A 12,011-nucleotide genomic window follows, 5' to 3' on the forward strand; every position below is an offset into this window, starting at 1 on the left:
ACAGACCGTGGACCGATGCCGCCCCAACAGGCACGCCGCCTCGGCCGGTGACGTACCGGCCTGCAGCAGCTGCTCCAGGCGGCAACGCTCGGCGAACGACATCGGCCCATCCGGGCCCGCGTCGTCGTCGGACTCGGGATCTGCGGCGGACTCGTAATCAGCAGGCAGCGGGGTCAAAGGCACATAGCCAGCCTTTTTCACCCAGCGGGTTGCCGCGGGCTGCGACACGCCGGCGATCACCGCGGCCCCGACCACAGTGGCCCCCGAGTTCATCGCCTCCCAGAACGCCTCACGCGCGGCCGGCGAGTAGCGGATGCCAGAAAACTTGCTGGTAGCGCGGTAGCCACCAGCGCTGGCCCACTTCAGGCCCGTCGTATGAGAGACCCCCGCCCGGGTGGCAGCAGCCGTCCTCGACAACCCCGAGCCCAACGCCTCCCAAAACCGGTCACGTGCCGTTGCTGGCACCCGCACCCGATGCGAACCAGCCTCCCGAAACCCCATCGCGCAACACCCTCCAAGTCGGTGTTGCAGCGATCACTTGAGGCTGAGGGTCCGAGCGTGAACCTACCTTCACGCTCGGCGGACGGGGGCCGGCTCGCTGGCGGCCGGGCACACTGGAGGAATGAGCATTTCCTTCAACCACACCATCGTCGCCGCCCGCGACAAGCAGGAGTCGGCCGCCTTCCTCGCCGAACTGTTCGGCCTGCCCGACCCACAACCCTTCGGCCGCTTCATGGTGGTCGGTCTCGACCATGACGCCAGCCTCGACTACGCCGAGATGCCCGACGACGACGAGATCCGGCCGCAGCACTACGCGTTCCTGGTCTCCGACGAGGAGTTCGACGCCATCTACGGCAAGATCTCCGCACGCGGCATCGAGCACTGGGCCGACCCGATGGCGCAACGCCCCGGCGAGATCAACGACCGCGACGGGGGCCGCGGGGTGTACTTCCGCGATCCCGCCGGCCACGCGATGGAGATCCTGACCCGCCCGTACGGCTCGGGCGCCTGACCCGCGGCGGTCAGGACGGGCCGCCGTGGCCGCGCTGCTGTTCCTGGGTGCGGTAGTCGTCGGCGAGTCGGGCGACGTCCTCCGGCAGCGCACCGGCGGCCACATCGGCCAGCGTGGTTCGTTCCAGCACCGCACGCATGCTCGCGCGCAGCGCCCGCCACACATCGGGCAGCGCCGCGGTAGGCCCGCTGTAGGGCAGGTCGCCCAGCGCGATATCGCGGACGCTGGCCAACGGACCGTCAATGCAACGCAGGACGTCGGCGATGCTGATCTCGGTCGGCGGACGGTTCAGCTCGTATCCCCCGTCACGGCCGCGCTGGCTGCGCACCAGGCGATCGGTGCGCAACGCGGTCAGGATGTCGACCAGAAATTGTGGCGGAATGCCTTGGGCCTGCGCCAGATCGTCGGTCTTGACCAGGGTGCCGGCATCGACGGTGGCGAGCTGGACCATCGCCCGCACCGCGTACTCCGCCTTGGCCGACATCCGCATGCTGGGGATTCTGCCATCCGGCCCGCGGAATCAGCCGATGGCGGCCAGCACCGCCCCGGCGTATTCGGGGCGGCACACCACCAGATCGGGCAACAACGGGTCGGCGTGGTTGTAGGTCAGCGCGGACCCGTCGATGCGGGATGTGTGCAGGCCCGCCGCCCGCGCGACCGCAACCGGTGCGGCCGAATCCCACTCGTACTGGCCGCCAGCGTGCACGTACACGTCGGCGCGGCCCTGGATCACCGCGGCCACCTTGGCTCCCGCGGAGCCCATCGGCACCAGCTCGCCCTCCAGCGCGTCGCGGACCGCCAACGCGACCGCGGGCGGGCGGGTACGCGACACCACGATCCGCGGCGCGCCGGTGTACGACGCCGGCGCCGGCACCGCGGGGGTGGACAGCGTGACGCCCTGCGCCGGCAGCGCCACCGCCCCGGCGATCAGCTCGCCCCCGGCCCACAGCGCCACATGCACGGCCCAGTCGTCCCGGTCGAGCTCGGAGAACTCCCGGGTGCCGTCCAACGGGTCGACGATCCACACTCGCTGGGCGCGCAACCGCACCGGATCGTCGACGCCCTCCTCGGAGAGCACCGCGTCGTCGGGCCGTGCCGCGGCCAGCTCGGCCATCAGCAGGTCATGAGACCTCTTGTCGCCGGCGGCTTTCCGCTCTTCGGGGCTCGCATCGGCCAGCTCGGCGCGCACTGCCAGCAGCAACTCTCCGGCCTGGGTCGCCAGCGTGGCGGCCAGGTCGTGGTCACTCACCGGCCCCCACCCAACATGTCGACGACCCGCTGCGCGAGGTGCTCGGCGGGCTGATCGGGCGTCAGCCGCAGGTCCGGGTTCTTCGGCCGCTGATAGGGGCTGTCGATGCCGGTGAAGTGGGTGATCTCCCCGGCGCGCGCCTTGGCGTAGAGGCCCTTGGGGTCCCGGCGCTCACAGTCCTGAAGCGGGGTGTCGCAGAACACCTCGAAGAACTCGATCCCGGCTTCGGTGTGGACCTGGCGGGCCAGCTCACGATGCTCGGTCAGCGGGCTGATCGCCGGAACCAACACGATCTGGCCGGAGTCGGCCAGCAGCGTCGCCACGTGCGCCAGACGGCGCAGGTTCTCGGCGCGGTCGGCCATCGAGAACCCGAGGTCGGCGTTGAGGCCGTGCCGCAGGTTGTCGCCGTCGAGCACGTAGGCCGGCACGCCGGCCTCCAACAGCTTCTGCTCGACCAGCACCGCCACCGAGGACTTCCCCGACCCGGACAGCCCGGTGAACCACACCGTGCGGCCACGCGACAGCCGGTCCTCGGCGCTGACCAGCGACTCGTGCCGAATGGTGTTGGGACTCGCGGCGCGCGCCGAGGTGTCGCGCAGCACCATGCCCGCGGCGACCGTGCCGTTGGTGTCCGGGTCGATCAGGATGAACGAACCGGTGCTGGCGTTGCGGGAGTACTCGTCGAGCAACAGCGGCGCCTGGGTGCGCAGCGCGATCCGGCCGAGCTCGTTGAGTTTGAGCGCGGTGGCCGTCTTGTCCCGGTGCAGCGTGTTGACATCCAACCGGTAGTCCAACGCCACCACCTTGGCGCGGGTGGTGCGCGTGGTGTGCTTGATGATGTAGTTGCGGCCGGGCTCCAGCGCGGCCGCGTCGGCCATCCAACACACGGTGGCGTCGAAATCCTGGGTGACCCGGGGCTGGTTGTTCGCCCGGGCGATCAGGTCGCCGCGCGAGATGTCGATGTCGTCGGCCAGGCTGACCGACACCGCCATCGGCGGGAACGCCTCCTCGACCAGACCGGTCGGCCCCTCGATCGCGGTGATCCGGCTGGTCTTGCCGGTCGGCAACACGACGACCTCGTCGCCGGGACGCATCACCCCGCTGGCCACGGTTCCCGCGTAGCTGCGGTGGTCGCGGTGCTCCTCGGTCTGCGGCCGGATCACGTACTGCACCGGGAAGCGGACGTCGACGAGGTTGCGGTCCCCGGCGACGTAGAGCTCCTCGAGGTGGCTCAGCAGCGCCGGGCCCTCATACCAGGGTGCCCGGTCGGACTTGGTCACCACGTTGTCGCCATGCAGCGCCGACAGCGGGATGGTGGTGACGTCGTGTACATCCAGTCGGGTGGCGAAGGCGTGGAACTCGTCGCGGATCGCCTCGAATTGAGCCTTGTCCCAGTCGATCAGGTCCATCTTGTTGACGGCGAGCACGATGTGGCGAATCCCCAGCAGCGACGCCAGGAACGCGTGCCGGCGCGACTGCTCCTGCAGCCCGTGCCGGGCGTCGACCAGCACGATCGCCAGGTGCGCGGTCGATGTCCCGGTCACCATGTTGCGGGTGTACTGGATGTGTCCCGGGGTGTCGGCGATGATGAATTTTCGCTTGGCCGTGGCGAAGTAGCGGTACGCGACATCGATGGTGATGCCCTGTTCGCGTTCGGCCCGCAGCCCGTCGGTGACCAGCGCCAGGTCGGTGTAGTCGTGACCGCGCTCCTTGGAGGTGCGCTCCACCGAGGCCAGCTGGTCCTCCATCACGGCCTTGGAGTCATAGAGCAGCCGGCCGATCAGGGTGGACTTGCCGTCGTCGACGGATCCGGCTGTCGCGATGCGCAGTAACGTGGTTGCGGCGGACATCAGAAATACCCCTGCCGTTTGCGGTCTTCCATCCCGGCCTCCGAGATGCGGTCGTCGGCGCGCGTCGCGCCGCGTTCGGTCAGCCGCGACACCGCGGTCTCGGCGATCACTTCCTCCACCGTGGCGGCCGTCGATTCGACGCAGCCGGTGCAGGTGACGTCACCGACGGTGCGGAACCGCACGGTCGCGTCGAACACCGGCTCGTCGGGGCGGGGCTGCATGTGTTCGTGCACGGCCAGCAACATGCCGTCGCGCTGGAACACCGGGCGCCGGTGTGCGTAGTAGATCGGCGGCAACGCGATGTTCTCTTCGCCGATGTAGGACCAGATGTCGAACTCGGTCCAGTTCGACAGCGGGAATACCCGGATGTGCTCACCCTTGTGGTGCCGGCCGTTGTACAGGTTCCACAGCTCCGGACGTTGCGCCTTGGGGTCCCACTGACCGAACTCGTCGCGGAAGCTGAACACCCGCTCCTTGGCCCGGGCCTTCTCCTCGTCGCGGCGCGCGCCGCCGAACGCCGCGTCGAACCGGTTCTCCCGGATTCCGCGCAGCAGGGTCACCGTCTGCAGCGGGTTGCGTGACGGGCCGTTGTCGACGACCCGTCCGGCATCGATGTCGTCTTGCACCGACGCCACCACCAGCCGCACACCGGTCTGCTCGACCAGTTCGTCGCGGGTGCTGATCACCTCGTCGAAGTTGTGGCCGGTGTCGACGTGCATCACCGGGAACGGCAGCCGGCCCGGGCGGAACGCCTTGACCGCCAGGTGCAGCATCACAATCGAGTCCTTGCCGCCGGAGAACAGCAGCACCGGGCGCTCGAACTCGGCGGCCACCTCGCGGATGATGTGGATGGCCTCGGCCTCCAGCGAACGCAGGTGGGTGAGCTCGTATTGCCCGGGAACCGGGCCGCCGTCTTCGTGGCCGGCCAGCGGGGCCGTTGCTTCCGCCGAGGTCACAGTAACTCGGTTAAGTTGGTAGAATTGACCATATTTATGAGCATAACCGGAAATTATGCGGGTCTGACGGCGGCCTGTCAATGGCGCCGTCTCGTCGTTGCAGTTGTCCTTGCCGTTAACAATGTGGATTTTCCTGGCGAACGTCAGTCGTGGCACCTATCGGATGCGTTGCGGGATGGCTACACTGCGGCGCCATGAGCACTCCTCCCCGTTCGTCCGGGCCGAAGAGGCCCGAGGTGCACCGGGCGCCGTCGGGGTCACTGGGCACTCGCAAGATCCGCGGACTGGACGCCGAGCAGCGCCGCGCCCAGCGCCGTGAGCAAATCCTGGACGCAGCGTTCGGGCTGTTCGCCCGGGACGGCTATGCCAAGGCGTCCATCGAAGAGATCTGTCAGCGCGCCTACGTCGGCAACAAGGCGTTCTACGAGGTCTTCGACAGCAAAGAGGACTGCTACCTGGCGCTACACAACCAGATCGGCGGCCGCATCGAAGACGCGGTAGCCGAGGAGTTCCAGCAGGCCTGCGAGGACGGCGCCGACCTCGCCGACACCGTGCACCGGCTGCTGTCCACCTTCGTGCACGCGCTGGTCGACGATCCCCGCGTGATGATGGTGGGCTTCGGTGACGCCGCGGGCATCTCCCGGCGGATTGCCGCCCAACGCCGGGCGACGCGGCGTTCGTCGACCGCGTTCGTCGAGGCGGTGTGGCAGCGCAACCGCGCCGCGGCCGGGGTCGGCGACGAGATCACCATCGACTTTCACCCGCTGGCGGTCGCGTGCATCGGTGGACTCTTCGAGATGGTCGCCGACTGGTTGCACGACTACGAGCCGTCGCAACTGCGCAGCGTCGACAACCTGATCGCCGACATGACGGTGTTCATGCTTGCGGTGGAGACCGGAGCTACCGCCCACGCCAAGCGGTGACTATCCGGCGACCTCGTTGAGGCGGCCGGTGGCGACGTCGAACACGAACCCGCGTAACGATTCCGTCAGGGTGATGAACGGGCTGGACTGGATGCGGCGCAGGGACTGACGGACGTCCTCGGCCGGGTCCGGGAACGCCTCGGCGGCCCAGGCCGGCCGGATTCCGGTGTCCTCCTGGATGGCCCGCTTGAAGTCGTCATCGGTGAAGGTGAGCATGCCGCAGTCGGTGTGGTGGATCAGGATGATCTCCCGAGTCCCCAGCAACCGCTGACTGATGGCCAGCGACCGGATCACGTCCTCGGCGACGACACCGCCCGCGTTGCGAATGACATGCGCTTCGCCTTCGTTGATCCCCAGCGCGCGATAGACGTCGAGCCGGGCATCCATGCAGGCCACGACCGCGACATGTTTGCTCGGCGGCAGCGGCAGCGGACCCTGGAAACTGCCGGCATAGGCATCGTTGTTGGCCAGATAGTCGTCGGTCACCGTCATGGCTCACTCCTCGGGTTGCGGCGAGGGCGATGCTAATCTTCGCCGCCGTCGATTTCACGGGTTAGCCTCAGGCAAATTCCAACGGCGCTGCTGAGATCGACGTCTTTTTTGGCCAAACCCGCCGTTCTCGGGGCTATAGGTCAATCTGGACGTCGATTTCAGCCAATATGACCCTGTCGGGTCGCCCGTTCCGGGGTGAAAATGGGTGGGTGGTCGCCTTGCGACGTCGTCGCTGCGTGGTCCTCGAAGGCCGTATTTCAGCCGGGCGCTGGGATCGCGTTATGGGCCCTTCACTGTTGCCGTTCACTCGAGCACGCGGATTAGATTTTATTGTTCGCCTTGCGATTCCACGGGCGGCCACCCCGTAAGTCACACATCGTTTGGTGAACGGAGGTGAACGGCGATGTTGAAGGAATCCCATGACGAGGAGCAGATCATCGCCCGGGTCGCGGCACTGGATATCGGCAAAGCCGAGGTGGTGTGCTGTGTACGACTGCCCGGTACCGGCCGGACCCGGCTGCAGGAAGTCACGACCCATTCGACGATGACCCGGTCGTTGACCGAGCTGGCCAACCGGCTCGTGGAACTCGGTATCGAACGGGTGGTGATGGAGGCCACCAGCGATTACTGGAAACCGGTGTTTTACCTGCTCGAGGCCCACGGGCTGGAGCCGTGGCTGGTCAACGCCCGCGACGTCAAACACTTACCGGGTCGACCCAAGACCGATGTCCTCGACGCGGTCTGGCTGTGCAAGGTCGCCGAACGCCAGATGCTGCGCGCCAGCTTCGTGCCACCGTGGCCGATCCGGCGGCTGCGGGATCTGACCCGGTACCGCGTCGACCTGGTCACAGCACGCACTGCGGAGAAGAACCGGGTCGAAAAGCTCCTCGAAGACGCCTGCATCAAACTCTCGGTGGTGGCCTGCGACATCTTCGGGGTGTCCGGGCGGGCGATGATGGCGGCGTTGATTGCCGGGGAACACGACCCCAAACAGCTCGCGCAGCTAGCCCGTACCCAGCTGCGGCGCAAGATCGACCGCCTCGAAGAGGCCTTCAACGGCCACTTCGATAACCATCACCGGTTCTTGCTGGCCCGGATGCTGGCCCGCATCGACGGCATCAGCGCCGACATCGCCGCCATCGACGAACAAATCGAGGCGCATCTGGCCCCTTTCGCCGCGGCGGCGGCACGCCTAGATGAGATCCCCGGCATCGGACTGACCGCCGCAGCGCGCATCATCGCTGAAATCGGGACCGACATGTCGCGCTTCCCGACCGCCGGACATCTGTGTTCGTGGGCGAAATTCTCCCCTGCAATCAACTCCTCAGCCGGCAAGACCAAGGGAAACGGCTCCACCGGACACGGCAACCGCTACCTGGCCTCAGTCTTGGGTGAAGCCGCCGTCGTCGCCGCCCGAACCGACACCTTCCTCGGAGAACGCTACCGGCGCATCGCACGACGACGCGGTAACAAACGAGCAATCGTGGCCATCGGACGCTCCATCCTGGTCATCATCTGGCACCTACTCGCCGACGAAGACACCCGATTCACCGACCTGGGTTCCGACCACTTCGCCAAACACCGCAACCCCGACATCGCCAAACGCAACCACATCCGACAACTCGAAGCCCTCGGCTACACCGTCACCCTCACCCCAGCAGCCTGACCACACCACCCATCAAGCCACCGCCACCTCGACGGCTGATACCGCGCGGGCTCCAAACGTCAACTCACGATCATTTTCGGATTAGCAGCGATCGCCGGGTGTGCCGACGCCCGCCGCGGCGACCGCACCCTCTACCCTGTGGCCATGCCGCACGCGCCGGGGATTCGTCCGTGACCCGGTTCCTGGCGCGCCGGGTGCTCAACTACCTGGTGTTGTTGGCGCTGGTGTCGTTTCTGACGTTCTGCCTCACCTCGCTGTCGTTCGCGCCGCTGGACAGCCTGATGCAGCGCAATCCGCGCCCGCCGCAGTCGGTGATCGACGCCAAAGCCGCCCAGTTGGGTTTGGACAAGCCGATCCCGCTGCGCTACGCGCACTGGGTATCTGACGCCGTGCACGGCGACTTCGGCGTCACCGTCGGCGGCCAGCCGGTGTCCGCGGAGTTGGGCCGACGCATCGGGGTCACGCTGCGGCTGCTGACCATCGGCTCGGTCGTCGGCACGCTGCTCGGCGTGGTCCTCGGCGCCTGGGGAGCGATCCGGCAGTACCGGATCAGCGACCGGGCCATCACGATGGCGGCGTTGTTGGTGCTGTCCACGCCGTCGTTCGTGTTGGCCAGCCTGGCGATCATGGCCGCGCTGCGGATCAACTGGGCATCGGGCCTGCAACTGTTCGACTACATCGGGGAGACGTCCCCAGGTGTCACCGGCGGCGTCTGGCCGCAGTTCGTCGACCGATTCCAGCACCTGGTGTTGCCGACCCTGACCCTGGCGCTGATGTCCGCCGCGGGATACAGCCGCTACCAACGCAACGCGATGCTCGACGTGCTGGGCCAGGACTTCATCCGCACCGCCCGGGCCAAGGGCCTGACCCGGCGCCGCGCCCTGCTCAAGCACGGTCTGCGCACCGCACTGATTCCGATGGCCACGCTGTTCGCCTACAGCGTGGCCGGGCTGGTCACCGGCGCGGTGTTCATCGAGAAGATCTTCGGCTGGCACGGCATGGGTGAATGGTTGATCCAGGGCGTGTCGACCCAGGACACCAACATCATTGCCGCGCTCACGGTGTTCACCGGCACGGTGGTGTTGTTGGCCGGCCTGCTCTCCGATGTCATCTACGCCGTCCTCGACCCCCGGGTACGGGTGTCATGACCACCGCTGCTGAGCCCGCCTTCGTCTCACGGCGCGCGCTGGTGCTGCGCCGATTCTGGCGCAGCCGCACCGCGGTCGGCTCCCTGCTGCTGCTGGCGCTGATGTTCGTGTCCTGCTACGCGCTGCCGCACTTGCTGCCCTACAGCTACTACGAGCTGGACTACGACGCGCTGCTGGTACCGCCGAACACCCGACACTGGTTCGGCACCAACGCGCTGGGCCAGGATCTGCTGGCGCAAACCCTGCGCGGCATGCAGAAATCGATGCTGATCGGTGTCTGCGTGGCGTTCGTCTCCACCGCCATCTCGGCCACTGTCGGATCGGTCGCCGGCTTCTTCGGCGGCTGGCGGGACCGCGCCCTGATGTGGCTGGTCGACTTGCTGCTGGTGGTGCCCGGTTTCATCCTGATCGCGATCGTCTCGGCGCGCACCAAGGGCTCCGGCAACCTCGCCGCACTCATCATCCTGCTGGCCGCGTTCAGCTGGATGGTCAGCGCCCGGATGGTGCGAGGACTCACGATGAGCCTGCGTGAACGCGAGTTCATCCGCGCCGCAACCTATATGGGCGTGGCCAACCGCCGGATCATCAGCCATCACGTGATACCCAACGTCGCCTCCATCCTGATCATCGACACCGCCCTCAACGTCGCCGTGGCGATCCTTGCCGAAACCAGTTTGAGCTTCCTCGGTTTCGGCATCCAGCCACCCGACGTGTCACTGGGCACCCTGATCGCTGACGGCACCGAATCCGCAGCCACCTTCCCGTGGGTGTTCCTGTTCCCGGCGGGGGCGCTGATCCTGATCCTGGTGTGCGCCAACCTGGCCGGCGACGGGCTGCGTGACGCCCTGGACCCGGGCAGCCAGAACCTGCGGCGGCGCCGATGAGCCCGCTGCTGCAGGTCGCCGACCTGGCCGTCACCTTCCCCACCGACACAGATCCGGTGACCGCGGTGCGCGGGGTCAGCTATCACGTCGAACCCGGCGAGGTCGTGGCGATGGTCGGCGAATCCGGGTCGGGCAAGTCCGCGGCGGCGATGGCGGTGATGGGCCTGCTGCCCGACTACGCCACCGTCTCCGGATCGGTCCGGTTGCACGGCACCGAGCTGCGGGGTCTCGACGACGCCGAGATGTCGCAGTTCCGCGGCAACAAGATCGGCATGGTCTTTCAGGATCCGATGTCCGCGCTGACGCCGGTGTACACGGTGGGCGATCAGATCGCCGAAGCGATCCGCGTGCATCAGCCCACCGGCCGCCGCGCCGCCCGACAGCGGGCGATCGAGTTGCTCGAGCTCGTCGGGATCACTAATCCGCAGCAGCGGGCCCGCGCGTTCCCACATGAGCTGTCCGGTGGTGAACGGCAGCGGGTGGTGATCGCCATCGCCATCGCCAACGATCCTGACCTGCTGATCTGCGACGAGCCCACCACCGCGCTGGATGTGACCGTGCAGGCGCAGATCCTCGATGTGCTCAAGACGGCCCGCGACGTGACCGGCGCCGGGGTGCTGATCATCACCCATGATCTGGGTGTGGTCGCCGAATTCGCCGACCGGGCGCTGGTGATGTACGCCGGGCGGGTGGTGGAGGATGCCCCGGTCTCCGAGCTCTACCGTGATCGCCGGATGCCTTACACCGTCGGCCTTTTGGGGTCGGTGCCCCGATTGGACGCCCCGCAGGGAACCCGGCTGGTGCCGATCCCGGGTGCGCCCCCGTCGCTGGTCGGGCTGGATCCCGGCTGCCCGTTCGCGCCGCGCTGCCCGCTGGTGATCGACGAATGCCGCTCCGCGGAGCCGGATCTGGTGCAGGTCGCGCCAGGTCACCGTGCGGCGTGCATCCGCACCGCGCAGGTCGACGGCCGCAGCGCCGCCGACATCTTCCAGGTCAGCACCGCCCCGCCCCCTCCGGCGGGCGGTCCGGCGCCGACGGTGGTGCGGGTCCGTGATCTGGTCAAGTCCTATCCGCTGACCAAGGGGGTGCTGCTGCGCCGCAACGTCGGCGAGGTCCGCGCCGTCGACGGTGTCAGCTTCGAGTTGCCGGAAGGGCGCACGCTGGCCATCGTCGGCGAATCGGGTTCGGGCAAGTCCACCACCTTGCACCAGATCCTGGCTTTGACGGCGCCGCAGTCGGGGTCGATCGAGGTGCTCGGCACCGACGTCGCCACCCTGGACGCCGGCCGGCGCCGGGCGGTGCGCAGCGACCTGCAGGTCGTCTTTCAGGATCCGGTGGCGTCGTTGGATCCTCGGCTTCCGGTCTTCGACTTGATCGCCGAACCCTTACATGCCAACGGATCCAGCAAGACCGACACCGACGCGCGGGTGGCCGAGTTGCTGGAACTGGTCGGATTGCGCCGGGCTGACGCCAGCCGCTACCCCGCCGAGTTCTCCGGCGGGCAAAAGCAGCGCATCGGCATCGCGCGCGCGTTGGCGTTGCAGCCCAAGATCGTCGCACTCGACGAACCGGTGTCCGCGCTGGACGTCTCCATCCAGGCCGGGGTCATCAACTTGCTGTTGGATCTGCAACAGCGGCTGGGGCTGTCGTATCTGTTCGTGTCGCACGATCTTTCGGTGGTCAAGCATTTGGCCCACCGGGTGGCGGTGATGTATCGCGGCGTCATCGTCGAACAGGGCGACGCCGACGAGGTGTTCGGCCGGCCCCAGCACGAGTACACCCGGAGACTGCTGGCCGCGGTCCCGCAACCGGAGCCCAAACATGACTAGCA

At 67.6% G+C, this 12,011-nt stretch carries 11 protein-coding genes and 1 pseudogene; 6 read left to right on the top strand and 6 right to left on the bottom strand.

The window, feature by feature from the left end; translation table 11 throughout:
* Nucleotides 1-501, bottom strand: a pseudogene (locus AC5Y36_RS21800) (IS30 family transposase); the annotation flags it as partial.
* A 121-nt stretch (nt 502-622) separates the two neighbouring features.
* Here AC5Y36_RS21800 and AC5Y36_RS21805 point away from each other — a divergent pair.
* Nucleotides 623-1,012, top strand: a complete 390-nt coding sequence (locus AC5Y36_RS21805) for a VOC family protein (RefSeq protein ID WP_500043047.1) — start codon at nt 623-625, stop codon at nt 1,010-1,012.
* 10 nt (nt 1,013-1,022) lie between these two features.
* On the opposite strand, the gene AC5Y36_RS21810 is transcribed toward AC5Y36_RS21805, so the two are convergent.
* Genes AC5Y36_RS21810 through cysD form a run of 4 tightly spaced genes read right to left on the bottom strand, consistent with a single transcriptional unit; the run spans nt 1,023 to nt 5,067 of the window.
* Entirely contained in the window at nt 1,023-1,502 is a 480-nt protein-coding gene (locus AC5Y36_RS21810; RefSeq protein WP_500043048.1) for an Rrf2 family transcriptional regulator, read from the bottom strand.
* A 30-nt stretch (nt 1,503-1,532) separates the two neighbouring features.
* Nucleotides 1,533-2,261, bottom strand: coding sequence for a 3'(2'),5'-bisphosphate nucleotidase CysQ (locus AC5Y36_RS21815; protein WP_500043049.1), 729 nt, complete (start codon nt 2,259-2,261; stop codon nt 1,533-1,535).
* Entirely contained in the window at nt 2,258-4,111 is a 1,854-nt protein-coding gene (gene cysC, locus AC5Y36_RS21820; RefSeq protein ID WP_500043050.1) for an adenylyl-sulfate kinase, read from the bottom strand. Before cysC ends, AC5Y36_RS21815 begins: the two co-directional genes overlap by 4 nt.
* A complete protein-coding gene (gene cysD, locus AC5Y36_RS21825) occupies nt 4,111-5,067 on the bottom strand; it encodes a sulfate adenylyltransferase subunit CysD (RefSeq protein ID WP_500043051.1) in 957 nt (318 codons plus the stop codon). Before cysD ends, cysC begins: the two co-directional genes overlap by 1 nt.
* A 194-nt stretch (nt 5,068-5,261) precedes the next feature.
* On the opposite strand from cysD, the gene AC5Y36_RS21830 reads away from it, so the two are divergent.
* Complete coding sequence (locus tag AC5Y36_RS21830) at nt 5,262-5,990, top strand: TetR/AcrR family transcriptional regulator (RefSeq protein WP_500043052.1); 729 nt, start codon at nt 5,262-5,264, stop codon at nt 5,988-5,990.
* On the opposite strand, the gene AC5Y36_RS21835 is transcribed toward AC5Y36_RS21830, so the two are convergent.
* Entirely contained in the window at nt 5,991-6,482 is a 492-nt protein-coding gene (locus AC5Y36_RS21835) for a beta-class carbonic anhydrase (protein ID WP_500043053.1), read from the bottom strand.
* Between the two features lie 403 nt (nt 6,483-6,885).
* Here AC5Y36_RS21835 and AC5Y36_RS21840 point away from each other — a divergent pair, with 403 nt between their 5' ends.
* The 4 genes from AC5Y36_RS21840 to AC5Y36_RS21855 all read left to right on the top strand — a co-directional run bounded on the left by AC5Y36_RS21840 (nt 6,886) and on the right by AC5Y36_RS21855 (nt 12,009).
* Entirely contained in the window at nt 6,886-8,148 is a 1,263-nt protein-coding gene (locus AC5Y36_RS21840) for an IS110 family RNA-guided transposase (RefSeq protein WP_500043054.1), read from the top strand.
* Between the two features lie 170 nt (nt 8,149-8,318).
* Nucleotides 8,319-9,296: an ABC transporter permease gene (locus AC5Y36_RS21845; RefSeq protein ID WP_500043055.1), complete on the top strand. Its 978-nt coding sequence runs from the start codon at nt 8,319-8,321 to the stop codon at nt 9,294-9,296.
* On the top strand, nt 9,293-10,180 hold the full coding sequence (locus AC5Y36_RS21850) for an ABC transporter permease (protein WP_500043056.1): 888 nt from the start codon (nt 9,293-9,295) through the stop codon (nt 10,178-10,180). The genes AC5Y36_RS21845 and AC5Y36_RS21850 overlap by 4 nt, the downstream gene beginning before the upstream one ends.
* The gene (locus tag AC5Y36_RS21855; protein ID WP_500043057.1) at nt 10,177-12,009 is read left to right on the top strand and encodes an ABC transporter ATP-binding protein; all 1,833 of its coding nucleotides are present in this window, start codon (nt 10,177-10,179) and stop codon (nt 12,007-12,009) included. Before AC5Y36_RS21850 ends, AC5Y36_RS21855 begins: the two co-directional genes overlap by 4 nt.
* The last annotated feature ends 2 nt before the right edge of the window (nt 12,010-12,011 follow it).

It is taken from the genome of Mycobacterium sp. NGS50, from assembly GCF_059812545.1.

Coding starts and splice junctions, on each gene's coding strand:
- AC5Y36_RS21805 (WP_500043047.1), top strand. CDS start 623: ATGAGCATTTCCTTCAACCACACCATCGTCGCCGCCCGCGACAAGCAG.
- cysC (WP_500043050.1), bottom strand. CDS start 4,111: ATGTCCGCCGCAACCACGTTACTGCGCATCGCGACAGCCGGATCCGTC.
- AC5Y36_RS21835 (WP_500043053.1), bottom strand. CDS start 6,482: ATGACGGTGACCGACGACTATCTGGCCAACAACGATGCCTATGCCGGC.
- AC5Y36_RS21850 (WP_500043056.1), top strand. CDS start 9,293: ATGACCACCGCTGCTGAGCCCGCCTTCGTCTCACGGCGCGCGCTGGTG.
- AC5Y36_RS21855 (WP_500043057.1), top strand. CDS start 10,177: ATGAGCCCGCTGCTGCAGGTCGCCGACCTGGCCGTCACCTTCCCCACC.
- AC5Y36_RS21830 (WP_500043052.1), top strand. CDS start 5,262: ATGAGCACTCCTCCCCGTTCGTCCGGGCCGAAGAGGCCCGAGGTGCAC.
- AC5Y36_RS21840 (WP_500043054.1), top strand. CDS start 6,886: ATGTTGAAGGAATCCCATGACGAGGAGCAGATCATCGCCCGGGTCGCG.
- AC5Y36_RS21810 (WP_500043048.1), bottom strand. CDS start 1,502: ATGCGGATGTCGGCCAAGGCGGAGTACGCGGTGCGGGCGATGGTCCAG.